Here is a 14,781-nt window from a genome sequence, read left to right as displayed (position 1 = left end):
ATGCCCCGACCATGTGGCGAAGGTAGAACAGTAGGCACCCACGGTTCAAGGGGGAGCCGCCCGGGGGAGTTCCGGCGCGGGCGCGTGCGGCGCGGGGAGCGAATGACGCCGCACCAGCCCGTGCCGGAACATGGGTCACAACCGGTCACGGATACCGCTCCCGTCAGTCGAGAGCGGTCCCGACGGGTCCAAAAACGGCCAGACCGCGATTCTCGCGGTCAGCGAGGCCTGCGGGCCGGTCGCGGTGCGGTCCTGAGGTGGATGGGTCCACCCGGCGCGTACCAGCCCGCCTTCTTCCGGACAGCGGGCGACGGATCGTTGTCCCGGGCCCGGACCAGGGCGGCGACCGCCTCCGCGTGGGTGTGCACCGACAGTCCGACGAGTTCGGCGGCGAAGTTGCGCACGTGGGCGTCCGGATCCCGGCTCAGCAACCGGATCCCCCGGGGCAGCACCACGGCCCGGTCGGGGCGGCAGGCGTCGCTCTTGCACCGGTCGCAGGCCAGCGCGTGCACCGCGGCGATCCGCACCCGGGGGCTGGGGTCGTCGAGCATGGCGATCAGATCGTCCAGCGCCTCGGTCACGAACAGACTGTCCAGCAGTCGGCAGCACTGCTCCCGTACCAGGGCTTCGGGGTGGGCCAGGCCCCGCCGGACGGCGGGCACAGCGGCGGAGCCCAGCCTCATCAGCTCACGGAAGGCCGCCGGCCGCCTGGGCTCACTGCCCAGCGCACGCACAAGGGCACCTGCGTGTGTCTCCGTGACCGGCATGGCGCCTCCTCGTCTCGGGCTCCCTCATCGACGAGTCTGCGGAGGCTCTCTCATGGCCCGCAACGCATTTCTTTCCGGTGGATCACCTGCCGCTGTCCTCGGCGAGTGTGTGCGCGACGAGGGCGTTGGCGTGGCCGTGACCCATGCCGTGCTCGGCTTTGAGCCAGGCCACGAGTTCCATGTGCTTGGTGAGGGGCGAGGAGCGGATGAGGCCCTTCCACTCGGCTATGGGACGGCCGTACTTCTTCTCGATGGAGGGGAAGTAGCTCGCGGGCCCTTTCACGGTCTCGGTCATGTCGGTGTCCCATCCTCTGGTCTGCTGCTTCGAGTGGTGTCGCAGTGTTGGACCGAGGCGGTCACGGAACATCATCGGCGTACAAAAGTGACCTGCGTCACGTGTCTCGTGCTGTTCACCGCGCGCGTCCGTCGATGGCTGGCTAGCGTGACAAGCCAGAGCCTTCAATGACGAGGGAGTCAGTGCCATGGCCGTACAACCTGAGGGAACGCCGTGCTGGGCCGACGCCGCGTTCAGCGATGTCGAGGGTGCCAAGAGCTTCTACGGTGACGTGCTGGGGTGGACGTTCGGCGAGGCGTCGTCGGAGTTCGGGAACTACACGCAGGCCTACGCGAACGGCAAGGCGGTGGCCGCCGTCGTACCGCCCATGCCCGGCACGGAGGGCCAGTCGGCGTGGTGTCTGTACCTCGCGTCGCCCGATGCCGCCGCCACCGCCGAGAAGGTACGTGCCAACGGCGGCCAGGTCCTGATGGAACCGATGCAGGTCGGCGACTTCGGCACCATGCTGCTGGCCCAGGAGCCGAGCGGCGCCGTCTTCGGTGTGTGGCAGGCCGGCGTCCACGAGGGCTTCGAGGCGACGGCGGTGCCGGGTGCCTACTGCTGGGGCGAGGTCTTCACCAGGGAGCCCGAGAAGGCGGATCCCTTCTTCACCGCCGTCTTCCCCTACCGCGCACAGCAGATGGAGGACGACGCGATCGACTTCAGGCTCTTCAACCTCGGCGAGGAGACGGTTCTGGGCCGGATGAGGATGACGGACGAGTTCCCGCCCGAGGTGCCGTCCTACGTCAACGTCTACTTCACGGTCGAGGACTGCGACGCCGCCGTGGCGAAGGCCACCGAACGTGGCGCGACCCTGCGGTTCGGCCCCATGAGCAGCCCCTTCGGGCGGTTCGCGGCGCTCAGTGACCCCCAGGGAGCGTTGTTCTCGGTGATCGACATCACCACGACCGAGGGCGAGATGCCGAAGGTGACCGACGTGTCCTGAGCGTGGATGCGCACCCGAGCCGTACGGGCGAGGCGGGCCCGTCCGAGGACGGGCCCGACCGCGACGTCACGCTACGGCTTGCGGCCGACCCCTCCGTAGGCGTCGACCACAGAACCGGCGGCCTCCGGACGCCACTGGGTGACCTGCACGACGCCGGGTTCGACCAGATCGAGCCCGTCGAAGAACCCGGCGATCTCGTCGACGCCGCGCACGTAGTACGGGACGGCGCCACTGGAGTTGTACGCGTCCGACGCGGCGATCATGCCCTCGCTGGTGGCGGTGCTGTCGCTGATCACCAGGTAACTGCCCGACGGCAGACCGGACATGAGGCGCGAGACCAGATCCCGGGCCTGGCCGTACTCGGCGACATGGCCGAGTGTGTTGAGGATCATCAGGGCGACGGGCTTGGAGAGGTCCAGGGTGTGCGCCGCGGCCTTGAGGACGGCCTCCGGCTCGTACAGATTGGCGTCGAGGTACGCCGTCTCGCCCTCGGGCGTGCTGGTGAGCAGGGCACGGGCGTGGGCGAGGACCAGCGGGTCGTTGTCGACGTACACGATGCGCGCGTCCGGGGCCACGCGCTGGGCGACCTCGTGGGTGTTGTCGGCGGTCGGCAGACCGGTGCCGATGTCCAGGAACTGGCGGATGCCCTGCTCGCCGGCGAGGTGCGTGACAGCGCGTCCGAGGAAGTGGCGGCTCGTGAGCGCCACATCGACGAGACCGGGGAAGATCTCCTTGATGTGGTCCCCGATCTCACGGTCCACCTCGTAGTGGTCCTTGCCGCCCACGAAGTAGTTCCAGAAACGAGCGGAGTGCGGCTTGTCCGTGTCGATCCGGGCCCGTATCTCGGCAGCTGCGGCGAGTTCGGGTTCGTGGTCTGTCACGAGAGGGCCTCCTGCGGATCGTTGTTCGGCAATCGAACGTCAACTTAGCCGAATGATCCGCCCGCGCGTCTGCGCTCCGGAGGGCAACTCGGGCGGACCGTACGGGTTTTGGCCACTGTGGGTTAGTGTCGTGCACCGGCTCAACGGGTTCAAGGAGGAGACATGGCGATCGAGATCAGTGACGTGGCCGAGGCGCGTCGCTACGAGGCCCGGATCGACGGAGCGTCGACGGTCGCCGGCTTCGCGCAGTACATCCGTACCGACGAGCTGATCGCCTTCGTCCACACCGAGGTGAGCCCGGAGTGCGAGGGCAAGGGCGTCGGATCCGCGCTGGTCAGGGCCTCCCTGGACGAGGCACGTGCCGCGGGCCTGCGGGTGCTGGCCACCTGCCCCTTCTACGCGGGCTGGATCGCCCGCCACCCCGCGTACGGAGACCTGCTGTACCAGGCGCGCAGCAAGGTCAGCGACTGACACCGCCGAACAAGGTGACGGGGGCGAACGGGGCCGACGGGCCCTCTAGCCGTGCTGAGCCGGCGCCTGCCGGCCGAGCGCCGGGCCGAGCCGGGTGGCGATGTCGGTGAGGATCTGGACGTAGTCGTCGTGCTCGAAGGTGAACGGCAGCGCGAACGCCACCTCGTCGATCTCCCGGAACGCCGCGTGCGCGTAGAGCCGTTCGGCGATCTCCGCGGAGGTGCCGACGAGGTCCGGCGCGAACATCAGACGGGCGGGCCCCTGCGGCACGGCGGTCCGCGGCAGCCGCTTCTCGGCGTACGCCTCGTACTTCGCGCGCTGCTCCGGTGAGGCGCTGTCGGTCGGGATGACGACGAGCCCCTGGGAGACCCGGGCACGGTCGCCGTCGGGGTGATGGGCACGGAAGGCGCGTACGTGGGACAGCTGCACCTCGGCGAAGTCCTCGGACTCCTCCGCCTTGACGACGCTGCTGGTCAGGAAGTTCATCGCGTGCTCACCGGCCCACTGGGCCGACCGCAGGCTGCCACCGCCGTACCAGAGGCGGCGGCCGAGTCCCGGCGCGTGCGGCTGGACTCGGTCGGAGAACACCTCGAAGCCCTCGACACCGCTGAAGTCGGTGGCCGGTTTGCCGCGTACGAAGTCCAGCAGCCGCGCCACCCGGTCGTACCCGAAGTCCTCCGCGTCGGCGGTGTCCGGATACAGCGCCTGCTTGACCTGGTCGTAGTGCATCGGTGGGCCGACGCTGATGCCGGGATTGAGCCGGCCGCCGGACAGGATGTCGACCGTGGCCAGGTCCTCGGCCAGCCGCAGCGGGTTCTCCCAGCCCAGCGGGATGACCGCGGTGCCGAGCTCGATACGGGTGGTGCGCTGCGAGGCCGCGGCCAGGACGGCCACGGGGGAGGAGATGCCGTACTGGAGATGGCGGTGGCGCAGCCAGGCGCTGTCGAAGCCCAGTCGCTCACCGAGCTGGATGATCTCCAGCGTGGACTCGTGGCCCTTGAGGGGGTCGGCCTCGTCGAACAACCCGATGGTCAAGAAGCCCAGCTTCCGCAACGGTTGTGAGGGCAGCGGCACGGGGCTCCTCCATCGTCCGGGCGGGTTCTGTCGAACGCCTGCGCTGCTCGCCATTCTGGCAGGCGATCACTGGGGGCGGCGTTCGCGGGGGCGTTCGCGCCTGTTGCCCTCGGTCCGGGGCCGGCCTCAGCCGAGGATGTGCCGGAGATAGGCGTGCGGATCGGCGAGATAGCGGCGCCAGTGGTCGACCAGGGCAAGTTCCTGCCAGGCCACCCGGCGCATCCCGTGGTCGCCGACCTCGATGATGTCCGCACCCGGCATCGCGGTCAGCAGCGGCGAGTGCGTGGCGCACACGACCTGCCCGCCCTGCTTGGTCAACTGGTCCAAATGGCCCAGCAGTTCGAGGCACGAGCCGAACGACAGGGCCGCCTCCGGCTCGTCCAGCACATACAGCCCGGGCTCCAGGAACTTCCCGCGGAACGCCGCGAGGAAGCCCTCGCCGTGACTGACCGAATCCGGCGCGAACCCTTCCCGGTCCAGCGCGTCCATCGCCGTCTCCGCCCGCAGGAAGAACCCCTTGCGGGCCGACCAGCTGCCGAGCATGCGCCGCCCGCGCGCTGCCGCCGCGTCGAAGCGGATGCGCTTGCCGAGCTCGGACTTGGCCCGGTGACTCGCGTACCGCCAGTCGTGCGAGCCGCCCCAGGAGTCCAGACCGAAGCCCTCGGCCAGCGCCTCGACCAGGGTCGACTTGCCCGAGCCGTTCTCACCGACGACAAAGGTCACCGGTGCCTTGAACCGTATTCCGTCCGCCAGCAGCCCGCGCACACAGGGCACGGACCAGGGCCAGGCGTTCTCGTCGTACGAAGCCACGTGTGCGTACGCGCGTTCGATGATCACGGGTCGAGTCTTCCACAGCGCGCCGCGGCGGTCCGGGGAACACCGGGGCGGCCCCAGGACGGCTACTTGCGCGACTGGTCGCCCTTGTCGTCGCGCTCCGCCTTCTTCTCCTTGATGCGGACCGCTTCCTTGCGGACCTCGGCCTGGGTGGCACGCTCCTTCTGGAGCCACTCGGGACCCTCGTCCTTCAGCGCCTCGATCTGCTCCGTGGTGAGAGCCTCCGTGACACCGCCGCGCGCGAGCCCCGCGATGGACACGCCGAGCTTCGCCGCGACGACCGGACGGGGGTGCGGGCCGTCGCGTCGCAGGTCCTGCAGCCACTGCGGGGGATCGGCCTGCAGCGCGGTGAGCTCGGATCGCGAGACGACACCCTCCTGGAACTCGGCGGGGGTGGCCTCGAGGTACACACCCAGTTTCTTGGCCGCGGTCGCGGGCTTCATCGTCTGGGTGTTCTGGTGCGACGTCATGCTGCCCAGGGTATCGAGCATGTGAACCACCGCCGACCACGCCGGGTAACCTGGCCAGGTGACAGGCTCGGAAGATTCCCCCTCGTTCCGGCTCGCGTATGTCCCGGGAGTGACGCCCAGCAAGTGGGTGCGGATCTGGAACGAGCGGCTGCCCGACGTCCCCCTCACCCTCCTCGCGGTCTCCGTCGCCGAGGTCTTCGACGTGCTGCGGGGCGGCGACGCCGACGCGGGATTCGTACGACTGCCGGTCGACCGCACGGACCTCAGCGCGATCCCCCTGTACACCGAGACGACCGTGGTCGTGGTCCCGAAGGACCACGTCGTGGCGGCCGTCGACGAGGTGACCGCCGAGGACCTGGCGGACGACATCGTGCTGCACCCCCTCGACGACACCCTCGACTGGGAGCAGCTGCCCGGCCGGCCCGCGATCGAGCGCCCCGCGACGACGGAGGACGCGATCGAACTCGTGGCGGCGGGCGTGGGACTCCTGATCGTCCCGCAGTCGCTCGCCCGCCTGCACCACCGCAAGGACCTCACCTACCGGCCGGTCACCGACGCCCCCGAGTCGCGCGTCGCCCTGTCCTGGCCCGAGGACCGGACCACGGAGCTGGTCGAGGACTTCATCGGCATCGTCCGCGGCCGGACCGTCAACAGCACCCGGGGCCGTTCCGCGTCCCAGCCCGAGCCGAAGAGCAAGGGCTCCGACAAGGGGGACAAAAGTGCCGCGCGTCGGAAACCGGCCGCGGGCAAGGCGACGGGCAAGCCGACCGGCAGGAACCCACGGACCGGCTCCGGCGCCCCCAAGGGAGCGAAGCGCGGAAAGCCCCGCCGCAGGTCCTAGGGGCCGTGGGCCGGACCGGTCCGGCGGGCTACTCCCGGTGGCGTATGCGCCGCGATGATCCGGCCCATACGGTGATGACGTGACGAGCATCGACGGCCTGATGGAGCGCGCGCGATCACTGTCGCCGCTGACCGCGGATCTGCTGGTGGTCGCCGTGGTCGGCCTGTTCACGGCGTCCGACGCCGCGTCCAACGACCCCGACTACCAGCAGGCCGACGGACTCACCTGGCTGCTGCTCGCCGTCTCCCTGACCGCACTCGTGTGGCGCCGACGGTGGCCGGTCCCGGTCGCGATGGTGACGGGCGCCGCCTGCGCGGGCTGGGCGCTGCACGGGCACATCGGGGAACTGCTCAACCTGCCGGTGATCGTCGCCCTGTACACCGTCGCGGTGCTGGGCGACCGGCGGCGCACCCTCTGGACCGGGCTCGTCGCGTCCCTCGTCTCGGGCGCGGTCGCGCTGCGGGTGGGGCGTGACGTGGCCAACCCGCAGGGACTGCCCATGCTGGAGATGATCTGGCCGCTGGTGCCCCTGCTCCTCGGCGAAGTCATCCGTACGCGGCGGCAGTTGATGGACGAGTACGCGGCCCGGGCCGTCCGCGCGGAGGAGGAGCGGGAGCGGGAGGCGGCGCGCCGGGTGCACGAGGAGCGCCTGCGCATCGCCCGCGAACTGCACGACATCGTCGCGCACACGGTGACCGCGATGACGGTGCAGGCCGGAGTGGCCCTCGACGCGCTCGACACCCGCCCCGAGGTCTCCCGGCAGGCGATGCGACAGGTACGCGACTCGGGCAAGGAGGCCGTGGGAGAACTGCGGGCCACCGTCACCGTGCTGCGCGACCACGACCGCGACTCCACGGCACCCGCTCCCGGACTCGCCCAACTGCCCGACCTGGTCGGCCGGTTCACCGACAGCGGCGTGACCGCGGCACTGCGCCACGACGGCACGGCGGACGGCCTCTCGCCGATGGTCGAGCTGGCGGCCTACCGCATCGTGCAGGAAGCGCTGACCAACGTCGCCAAGCACTCCGGCGCACGCCACGCGGCGGTCTCGGTCGCCCGGCACGGCGACCGGCTCCGCGTGGAGATCGTGGACGACGGACCGCCCCCGCGGACCGGGCCACCCGCGAAGCCCGGCCCACCGTCACAGACCGCGGCGACCGCGGGCTTCGGACTCGTCGGCATGCGCGAGCGGGCCGCCGCGGTCGGTGGCAGCATCGACTACGGCCCGGTGTCCGGCGGCGGCTTCCGGGTACGGGCCCTGCTCCCGGTCGTACTCCCGGCCGAGGCACACCGTGGAGGGCGGCCATGACCGTGCGCGTGGTGCTCGCCGACGACCAGACCGTCGTACGGGCCGGTTTCCGGGCCCTGCTGGACCTGACCGACGACCTGGTGGTGGTCGCGGAGGCGGCCGACGGGACGCAGGCCGTCGAGGCGGTCCGGCTGACCCGGCCGGACGTGGTGCTGATGGACATCCGGATGCCCGGAGTCGACGGCATCGAGGCCACCCGCCGCATCGCCGCCGACCCCGCCCTCGACGGCGTACGGGTCATCATGCTCACCACCTACCAGGTCGACGCGTACGTCTTCGAGGCACTGCGGCACGGCGCCGCGGGATTTCTGCTGAAGGACATCGAGCCGGACGGGCTGCGCGCGGCGATCCGTACGGTCGCGGCCGGACAGAGCCTTCTCGCACCGGCGGTCACGCGGTCGGTCGTCGAGGAGTTCGCCCGGCTGAGCACTCCGGAGGCGGCCGGCGCCGAGCGGCTGGCCGCGCTCACCGACCGGGAGCGCGAGGTGATGGCCCTGGTCGCGGCCGGACTGAGCAACGAGGAGATCGGCCGACAGCTGATCATGAGCCCGCTGACCGCGAAGACCCACGTCAGCCGGGCGATGACCAAGCTGCGGGCGCGCGACCGGGCGCAGCTGGTGGTGCTGGCGTACGAGACGGGGCTGGTCCGGGCGGGGGAGCGGTGAGGGTACTCCCGCGGGAGTAGCGGCCGACTCCCGGCGGCGGATGTCCGGGGCGTCACCGCTCCCTACCGTCGAAGGCATGATCGAGGCACGCGAACTCACCAAGAGGTACGGCGACAAGACCGCCGTCGACCAGCTGTCCTTCACGGTCCGGCCCGGCCGGGTGACCGGCTTCCTCGGCCCGAACGGCGCCGGAAAATCCACCACCATGCGGCTGATCCTCGGCCTGGACGCACCCACGTCCGGCGCGGTCACGGTCGGCGGGAAGCCCTACGCCGAACTGGCCGCGCCCCTGTGCGCCGTCGGCTCGCTGCTGGACGCGAAGGGCGCGCACGGCGGGCGTTCGGCGTACCGGCACCTGGCCGGGCTCGCGGCGAGCAACCGCATCCCGCGCCGCCGCGTCGACGAGGTGCTGGACCTGACCGGTCTGACCGAGGTCGCGGGACGCCGGTTCGGCGGCTTCTCGCTCGGCATGGGCCAACGGCTCGGTACCGCCGCCGCGTTGCTCGGCGATCCGGAGGTGCTGATCCTCGACGAGCCGGTGAACGGCCTTGACACCGAGGGCATCCGCTGGATCCGCGGCCTGATGAAGTCCCTTGCCGCGCAAGGCCGTACGGTCTTCCTCTCCAGCCATCTGATGAGCGAGATGGAGCTGACCGCCGACCATCTGATCGTCATCGGACGCGGCCGGCTCCTCGCCGACACCACGATGCGCGACTTCATCGAGACCAACTCCCGCGCCCATACGCTCGTCCGCTCCCCGGAACCCGAGAAGCTGCGGGTCCTGCTGGAGGAGAGGGGCGCCGACGTCCGTCTCGACCCTCGGGGCGGCTGGCGGGTGGACGGTCCGGACACCGCGGCCATCGGCGACCTGGCCCGCGACCACGGTCTCGCGATCCATGAACTCACCCCCGCCCACTCCTCGTTGGAGGAGGTCTACACAGCCCTGTCCCAGGACTCGGCCGAGTACCGGACGAGCGCGGTCCGGAACAGCCGGAAGGAGACGGTCTGATGGCGCCCACGACGCTCACCGCCGCCCGGGCAGGCTTCCCGGGGGCACTCGCCCATGAGTGGATCAAGTTCCACAGCGTGCGCTCCACGGTCTGGACGACACTCGCCACCGCCGTCGTGCCCGTGCTGGGTGCGGTGTTCGTGGCCGCGACCGAGAGCCTGCAACCGGACGACACGGTGCTCGGCGGCAGCCTCACCGCCTCGATCCCCGCCCAGATGCTGGCCGCGGTGGTCGGAGCCCTGCTGATCACGGGCGAGTACGGCAGCGGCACCGTCCGCACCACCTTCGCCGCCAACCCGCGCCGCGCCACCGTGCTCTCCGCGAAGGCGGCCCTGGTCGCGGCCCTGATGTACGTCCTGGCCCTCATCTCCTGCACGCTCGCCTACCTGATCGGCGACGCGATGCTCGACAACGGCCGCTATGCCCAGGGCGAGCCGCTGCCCGCCCTGTTCGGCATCGCCGCCTCCTTCGCCGTCGCCGGGCTCCTCGGCCTCGCGGTCGGCACCCTCGTACGCCACTCCGCGGGAGCCGTCACCACTGTCATCGGCGTCCTGCTCCTGCCCTCCCTCCTCGGCCCGCTCTTCGGCGACGCCCAGCGCTGGATCGCGGGAGTCTCCCCGACGAGCGCCCTGGAGAAGCTGATCCAGACCTCGGACGCGACCGCGGAAACGGTCGGCAGCCTCGGCCCCTGGCCGTCCCTGCTGCTGGTGGCGGGCTGTACGGGCGCGGTACTGGTGATCGCAGCCGGAGCACTGCGAGGCCGGGACGTCTGACGGTCCTGCAGTCGGCAACCGCCAACCCACACGCACCAGTCGAGTACGACAGGAACGGAGGAAGTCCCATGCCATGGAGTGCCGCTCGCGTACGCGCCCTGCTCGCCCTGGTGATCGCCGATCTCCTGCTGTTGGCGGCGGTGTCGGCCACGCGTGCGGAGGCGACCGCTGCCGCCCCGCACGGCGCCCGGATCATCGCCGAGGCGAAAGCCGGTGATCGCCTGCTCGATCTCACCGTGGACTCGCCCGCGCTGGGCCGCACCGCGAAGGTCCGGCTGCTGACCCCGGACGGCTGGGACCGGCGACGGCCCGGCGAGACCTGGCCGACCCTCTATCTGCTGGTCGGCGGCGACGGCAACCACAAGGCCTGGAGCGAGGACTACGACGCCCGACTTCAGGAACTGCCCGACCTGCGGGACGTACTGGTCGTGATGCCGGAGATGCCGTTGTTCGGCTTCTACAGCGACTGGTTCAACGGCGGCGAAGGCGGCCCGCCGGCGGTCGAGACCTTCCACCTCAGGGAGGTACGCCCGCTTCTGGAGCGCCGCTACGGAGCGGGCGTCCGCCGCGTGGCCGCGGGGGAGTCGCAGGGCGGATTCGGCGCCCTCTCCTACGCGGCACGCCACCCAGGGCTGTTCAGGGCGGTGGCGAGCTACAGCGGATTCGTGCATCCACTGCGGAATGCGCACGCGGTCCGTGCCGGGATGACCTATCTGGGCCTGGACTGGACGGCACTGTGGGGCGACCCGGTCGCCCAACGCGCCAACTGGCGGGCCCACGACCCCTATTACCTGGCCGACCGGCTGCGCACGACTCCGGTCCACCTCTCCGGCGGCGACGGCACGGCAGGCGTTCTCGACCCGCCCGGCACTCCACCGGACGTGGAGATCCCGGGTCTTGAGGACCCTGCCGACCCGTTCCCCGAGGACGCGATCTCCCCCACGGAGACCCTCATGCAACGCCAGTCCCGATCCCTGGCCACCCGCCTGGCGTCCGTCGGAACGCAGGTGACCACCCACTTCTACGCCGGGACGCACTCGCCTCCGTACTGGAAGCGCGAGCTGTACCGCTCGCTCCCCATGCTGCTGAGTGCCCTGGGGATCCGGGACCGGTGACCGTGACGCGCTGCCTCAGTCCCGCGGGCGGGGCTGCCCGGAGTCCGGCTGCGCGGGCTCGGTCGCCGCGGAAGGCCGGGGGACGGTGTCGGTGGGCCGGGCCGAGTCGGTGGGAGCGGTGCCGTGTTTCGGGCCGACGGTCTCGCCAGGGATGACGCGGGGAGCCGTCTGCCCATCAGTCCCGTTCGCCCCGGCCGGTTCGTCCCTCGTCGCCGCGGCCTCGGCCTTGAGGATGCGGGCCGACTTGCCTGCCGAACGGGCCAGGTCGGGAAGCTTCTTGGCGGCGAGGACGAGGATGACGACGACGAGGATGATCGCGATTTCGCTCAGTCCGAACATTCGGGTCCTGCCTTCTTCTCTGCCCGGGCCGGTCGGGGCGCGCGGGCACTACGGGGACGGGGTGGTGCGGTGGCGGGTGGCGCGGTGCGGGGATTCAGTCGAAGCGGGTGGCGGCGAGCTGCCGGCGGAGGTAGGGCAGCACACCGCGCTCCAGCAGCGCCCGCTGCCACCTCGCACGGGCATGGTGCAGGTTACGTGCCGACGCCCCGGTCCGGTCACCGTGGCCCGGGCGTGCGCGCAACGCGGTGCACAACAGGGCGGTCAGCCCGGCGAGGGTGCTCGCGGCCGCGATGAGCGCGAACACCCAGCCGGCGGTGACGAGCGAACCGCCCATCGGGCCCTGCGCGTCGGCGAGCCGAAGGCTGTGGCCGAGCACGAGCAGGACGGCCGCCGCCGTGGCGGCGATCGGCGGAGTGAGCGCGGCGAGCGCGGGCAACAGGGCTCCGGGATCGGTCGGCCGGGACTGCCGGCCGTGCTCCACGGTCGCATGCGCGGCGAGGTACTCCCGGTACTCGTCATCTGCCGCGGCCGTGATCTCGTCAACGGCCCGCAGCGCCTGAGCGCGCAGACGCGTGGCGGCCGCGCTCGTGGGATCGGCGAGCAGGGCCGTACGGATGTCCGTCGTGCTCAGCGCCTGGCTCAGTGCGTCCTCGAAGTCCGCTCGGTCCTCCGGGCGGAGATGGGGCGGGCCGGCCAAGTGGGCTCCCTGGGTGGCTCGAAGGATGGAGGTGCGGCCCGCTTCGGGCGGGACGCGGGCCCGCCCCCGGTGAAGGGGCGGGCCCGTAGGTACGCAGGGCGGGAGCCGCCGGCTCAGACGCCGACGCCGAAGTCGGAGGCGATTCCGGCCAGACCGGACGCGTAACCCTGGCCCACGGCACGGAACTTCCACTCCGCGCCGTTGCGGTACAGCTCGCCGAAGACCATCGCGGTCTCGGTCGCGGCGTCCTCGGACAGGTCGTAGCGCGCGATCTCGGCGCCGCCGGCCTGGTTGACGATCCGGATGAAGGCGCCACGGACCTGGCCGAAGCTCTGGCCGCGGTTCTCGGCGTCGTGGATGGACACCGGGAAGACGATCCGGGTGACCTCGGCGGGCACACCGGCGAGGTTCACCTTGATGACCTCGTCGTCGCCCTCGCCCTCACCGGTGAGGTTGTCACCGGTGTGCTCGACCGACCCGTCAGGGCTGGTGAGGTTGTTGTAGAAGACGAACTGCGCGTCGGAGGCGACCTTTCCGGCCTCGTTCAGCAGCAGGGCGGACGCGTCGAGGTCGTAGTCGGTGCCCGTCGTGGTCCGGACGTCCCAGCCCAGGCCGACCAGGACCGCGGTCAGGCCCGGAGCCTCCTTGCTGAGCGAGACATTGCCGCCTTTGGCCAGGGAAACTCCCACGCTGCTCTCCTTCATGCTCGGTTGTGCGGTGCCGGGTCCGTGTGGTGAACCCGGAAAAGAATCTACATCACTGTAGAAATATGGGGGATGGGTCGGTCGTACTCGTCGCTCGCGAGGCCGGCCGCGGCGAGGCAGCGGTCCGGGGGCGAGTGAAGCGCGAGCGGATCTCTATACGATGGACCGCCCGTGAAGCGGGCGGCAGCGGAAGGGAGACAGGGCGTGACGGATCACCGGCGGCGTCCCCGGCGGCGGGGGCAGGGTGAGCTGGAGGTGCAGGTCCTGTCGGCCTTGCGGGAGGCGGAGGGGCCGGCGACGGCGGGCTGGGTGCAGGACCGCCTCGGCGGGGACCTCGCCTACACGACCGTGATCACGATCCTCACCAGGCTGCTGGCCAAGGGTGCCGTGACCCGGGAGCGCGCGGGACGGTCGTTCGCGTGGACACCCGCGTCGGACGAGGCGGGGCTCGCCGCGCGGAAGATGCGCAAGGTCCTGGACGGCGAAGTGGACCGGGAGGCGGTGCTGGCCAGCTTCGTCACCGCGCTGTCGCCGGACGACGAGCGGCTGCTGCGAGAACTGCTCGGGCAGCCCGAGACGGAGAGGGAAGACTGAAGCCTCATGGGGGTGTTCGTCTTTCTGCCCTTGGTCCTGCCCCTGACGGCCTGGCCGATCGCCCGGCTCGCCGAGCAGCGCCTCCATCCGGGCACCGCCACCCGGCTGCTGACCGGCGTGGCCGGTGTGATGGCCGTCTGCAGCACGGTGTGCCTGGCGCTGCTGATGGTCGTCGGCACCGCTCAACTGCCCGGAAACCCACTGCCCGACGGGTGGTCGGACCCCGAGGTGCGTGCGGCCGTCCCGTACGACGAGGTCGCCGGACGAGCGGCCATCCCCGCTCTGCTGGCGGTGGCCGTGGTGTGCGCGGGCACGCTGTGGCGGCACGGCAGGGTGCGCCGCCGCGCCCACCGCGCGCTGGCCGGACTGCCCGGCACGGAGGTCGCGGTGCTGCCCGACGAGACGCCCTACGCGTTCGCCCTGCCCGGCGGAGCCCGCGACCGGGTCGTGGTCACCACCGCCCTGCTGTCCTGCCTCGAACCCGCCGAACGGCGCGCCCTGTTCGCCCATGAGCGCGCCCATCTGGCGGCCCGCCACCACCGTTTCCTCCTGGTCGTGCGACTGGCGGCGCGCGCCAACCCGTTCCTGCGACCGTTGCGAACGGCCGTGTCCTATACGACGGAACGCTGGGCCGACGAAGAGGCTGCCCACGCCGTGGGCAGCCGCAGGGTCGTGGCGTGCGCGATCGGCAAGGCGGCGCTGGTCTCCCGCGACGCCCCACTCCCGACACTCGCCGGCTTCGCCGCACCGGGCCCGGTACCCCGCCGGGTGGCGGCCCTTCTCGAACCCGCGCCCGCCGTACGCAACTGGCCCTCCCTGTTCACCACGGTCGGCATGGCCACCTGGACGGCGGCCGTCGGGACGGCCCTCTCCGCGATGTCATCGGCCAACGCCGCCGTGACGATGGTCCTGATCCTGCACGCCGCCACACCACTCTGAGCCGCCCGGCGAAAAGGTC

At 71.3% G+C, this 14,781-nt stretch carries 19 protein-coding genes; 10 read left to right on the top strand and 9 right to left on the bottom strand.

Going from position 1 to position 14,781, the window contains the following annotated elements; genetic code table 11:
- Positions 1-218: 218 nt before the first annotated feature.
- Together JEQ17_RS05735 and JEQ17_RS05730 are read right to left on the bottom strand one after the other, a co-directional pair.
- Entirely contained in the window at positions 219-767 is a 549-nt protein-coding gene (locus tag JEQ17_RS05735) for a HEAT repeat domain-containing protein (RefSeq protein WP_234048092.1), read from the bottom strand.
- An 82-nt stretch (positions 768-849) separates the two neighbouring features.
- On the bottom strand, positions 850-1,062 hold the full coding sequence (locus JEQ17_RS05730; protein ID WP_200394184.1) for a DUF4287 domain-containing protein: 213 nt from the start codon (positions 1,060-1,062) through the stop codon (positions 850-852).
- Between the two features lie 187 nt (positions 1,063-1,249).
- Between JEQ17_RS05730 and JEQ17_RS05725 the strand changes: the two genes are divergently transcribed.
- Positions 1,250-2,047, top strand: a complete 798-nt coding sequence (locus JEQ17_RS05725) for a VOC family protein (protein WP_200394183.1) — start codon at positions 1,250-1,252, stop codon at positions 2,045-2,047.
- A gap of 71 nt (positions 2,048-2,118) precedes the next feature.
- On the opposite strand, the gene JEQ17_RS05720 is transcribed toward JEQ17_RS05725, so the two are convergent.
- Complete coding sequence (locus JEQ17_RS05720) at positions 2,119-2,928, bottom strand: SAM-dependent methyltransferase (RefSeq protein ID WP_200394182.1); 810 nt, start codon at positions 2,926-2,928, stop codon at positions 2,119-2,121.
- Between the two features lie 162 nt (positions 2,929-3,090).
- Between JEQ17_RS05720 and JEQ17_RS05715 the strand changes: the two genes are divergently transcribed.
- Positions 3,091-3,399 (top strand): GNAT family N-acetyltransferase, encoded by a 309-nt coding sequence (locus JEQ17_RS05715; RefSeq protein WP_200394181.1) that lies wholly within the window; start codon positions 3,091-3,093, stop codon positions 3,397-3,399.
- Positions 3,400-3,444: 45 nt separating this feature from the next.
- On the opposite strand, the gene JEQ17_RS05710 is transcribed toward JEQ17_RS05715, so the two are convergent.
- The 3 genes from JEQ17_RS05710 to JEQ17_RS05700 form a co-directional block, all read right to left on the bottom strand.
- Complete coding sequence (locus JEQ17_RS05710) at positions 3,445-4,473, bottom strand: LLM class flavin-dependent oxidoreductase (protein WP_200394180.1); 1,029 nt, start codon at positions 4,471-4,473, stop codon at positions 3,445-3,447.
- Between the two features lie 126 nt (positions 4,474-4,599).
- Positions 4,600-5,310 (bottom strand): AAA family ATPase, encoded by a 711-nt coding sequence (locus tag JEQ17_RS05705; protein WP_200394179.1) that lies wholly within the window; start codon positions 5,308-5,310, stop codon positions 4,600-4,602.
- A 62-nt stretch (positions 5,311-5,372) separates the two neighbouring features.
- The gene (locus JEQ17_RS05700; RefSeq protein ID WP_200394178.1) at positions 5,373-5,798 is read right to left on the bottom strand and encodes a DUF5997 family protein; all 426 of its coding nucleotides are present in this window, start codon (positions 5,796-5,798) and stop codon (positions 5,373-5,375) included.
- A gap of 37 nt (positions 5,799-5,835) precedes the next feature.
- Here JEQ17_RS05700 and JEQ17_RS05695 point away from each other — a divergent pair, with 37 nt between their 5' ends.
- The 6 genes from JEQ17_RS05695 to JEQ17_RS05670 all read left to right on the top strand — a co-directional run bounded on the left by JEQ17_RS05695 (position 5,836) and on the right by JEQ17_RS05670 (position 11,489).
- Entirely contained in the window at positions 5,836-6,618 is a 783-nt protein-coding gene (locus JEQ17_RS05695; protein WP_200394177.1) for a LysR substrate-binding domain-containing protein, read from the top strand.
- Between the two features lie 79 nt (positions 6,619-6,697).
- Positions 6,698-7,927 (top strand): sensor histidine kinase, encoded by a 1,230-nt coding sequence (locus JEQ17_RS05690; protein ID WP_234048091.1) that lies wholly within the window; start codon positions 6,698-6,700, stop codon positions 7,925-7,927.
- Entirely contained in the window at positions 7,924-8,592 is a 669-nt protein-coding gene (locus tag JEQ17_RS05685; RefSeq protein ID WP_200394176.1) for a response regulator, read from the top strand. The genes JEQ17_RS05690 and JEQ17_RS05685 overlap by 4 nt, the downstream gene beginning before the upstream one ends.
- 76 nt (positions 8,593-8,668) lie before the next feature.
- Entirely contained in the window at positions 8,669-9,601 is a 933-nt protein-coding gene (locus tag JEQ17_RS05680; protein ID WP_200394175.1) for an ABC transporter ATP-binding protein, read from the top strand.
- A complete protein-coding gene (locus tag JEQ17_RS05675; RefSeq protein ID WP_200394174.1) occupies positions 9,601-10,374 on the top strand; it encodes an ABC transporter permease subunit in 774 nt (257 codons plus the stop codon). Before JEQ17_RS05680 ends, JEQ17_RS05675 begins: the two co-directional genes overlap by 1 nt.
- 68 nt (positions 10,375-10,442) lie before the next feature.
- Positions 10,443-11,489: an alpha/beta hydrolase gene (locus JEQ17_RS05670; protein ID WP_200394173.1), complete on the top strand. Its 1,047-nt coding sequence runs from the start codon at positions 10,443-10,445 to the stop codon at positions 11,487-11,489.
- Positions 11,490-11,504: 15 nt separating this feature from the next.
- Here JEQ17_RS05670 and JEQ17_RS05665 read toward each other — a convergent pair whose 3' ends face one another.
- From JEQ17_RS05665 to JEQ17_RS05655, 3 genes are all read right to left on the bottom strand, one after another.
- Positions 11,505-11,828, bottom strand: a complete 324-nt coding sequence (locus JEQ17_RS05665; protein WP_200394172.1) for a twin-arginine translocase TatA/TatE family subunit — start codon at positions 11,826-11,828, stop codon at positions 11,505-11,507.
- 94 nt (positions 11,829-11,922) lie between these two features.
- Positions 11,923-12,525, bottom strand: a complete 603-nt coding sequence (locus tag JEQ17_RS05660; RefSeq protein ID WP_200394171.1) for a hypothetical protein — start codon at positions 12,523-12,525, stop codon at positions 11,923-11,925.
- A gap of 113 nt (positions 12,526-12,638) precedes the next feature.
- Positions 12,639-13,214: a TerD family protein gene (locus JEQ17_RS05655; RefSeq protein ID WP_200394170.1), complete on the bottom strand. Its 576-nt coding sequence runs from the start codon at positions 13,212-13,214 to the stop codon at positions 12,639-12,641.
- 219 nt (positions 13,215-13,433) lie between these two features.
- Here JEQ17_RS05655 and JEQ17_RS05650 point away from each other — a divergent pair, with 219 nt between their 5' ends.
- Together JEQ17_RS05650 and JEQ17_RS05645 are read left to right on the top strand one after the other, a co-directional pair.
- Complete coding sequence (locus JEQ17_RS05650) at positions 13,434-13,823, top strand: BlaI/MecI/CopY family transcriptional regulator (protein WP_200394169.1); 390 nt, start codon at positions 13,434-13,436, stop codon at positions 13,821-13,823.
- Positions 13,824-13,829: 6 nt separating this feature from the next.
- Positions 13,830-14,762 carry a M56 family metallopeptidase gene (locus JEQ17_RS05645; protein ID WP_200394168.1) on the top strand — a complete coding sequence of 311 codons (933 nt, stop codon included), beginning with the start codon at positions 13,830-13,832 and terminating at the stop codon, positions 14,760-14,762.
- Positions 14,763-14,781 lie beyond the last annotated feature (19 nt).

The organism is Streptomyces liliifuscus, from assembly GCF_016598615.1.
Classification (GTDB): Bacteria; Actinomycetota; Actinomycetes; order Streptomycetales; family Streptomycetaceae; genus Streptomyces; species Streptomyces liliifuscus.
Note: the sequence above shows the minus strand (reverse complement) of the source record. Positions and strands in the feature narration are given on the sequence as shown.

Bases quoted from the DNA above. Each gene is read 5' to 3' on its own strand.
- JEQ17_RS05735 (WP_234048092.1), bottom strand. From the start codon at position 767: ATGCCGGTCACGGAGACACACGCAGGTGCCCTTGTGCGTGCGCTGGGC.
- JEQ17_RS05730 (WP_200394184.1), bottom strand. From the start codon at position 1,062: ATGACCGAGACCGTGAAAGGGCCCGCGAGCTACTTCCCCTCCATCGAG.
- JEQ17_RS05725 (WP_200394183.1), top strand. From the start codon at position 1,250: ATGGCCGTACAACCTGAGGGAACGCCGTGCTGGGCCGACGCCGCGTTC.
- JEQ17_RS05715 (WP_200394181.1), top strand. From the start codon at position 3,091: ATGGCGATCGAGATCAGTGACGTGGCCGAGGCGCGTCGCTACGAGGCC.
- JEQ17_RS05700 (WP_200394178.1), bottom strand. From the start codon at position 5,798: ATGCTCGATACCCTGGGCAGCATGACGTCGCACCAGAACACCCAGACG.
- JEQ17_RS05685 (WP_200394176.1), top strand. From the start codon at position 7,924: ATGACCGTGCGCGTGGTGCTCGCCGACGACCAGACCGTCGTACGGGCC.
- JEQ17_RS05680 (WP_200394175.1), top strand. From the start codon at position 8,669: ATGATCGAGGCACGCGAACTCACCAAGAGGTACGGCGACAAGACCGCC.
- JEQ17_RS05675 (WP_200394174.1), top strand. From the start codon at position 9,601: ATGGCGCCCACGACGCTCACCGCCGCCCGGGCAGGCTTCCCGGGGGCA.
- JEQ17_RS05670 (WP_200394173.1), top strand. From the start codon at position 10,443: ATGCCATGGAGTGCCGCTCGCGTACGCGCCCTGCTCGCCCTGGTGATC.
- JEQ17_RS05665 (WP_200394172.1), bottom strand. From the start codon at position 11,828: ATGTTCGGACTGAGCGAAATCGCGATCATCCTCGTCGTCGTCATCCTC.
- JEQ17_RS05645 (WP_200394168.1), top strand. From the start codon at position 13,830: ATGGGGGTGTTCGTCTTTCTGCCCTTGGTCCTGCCCCTGACGGCCTGG.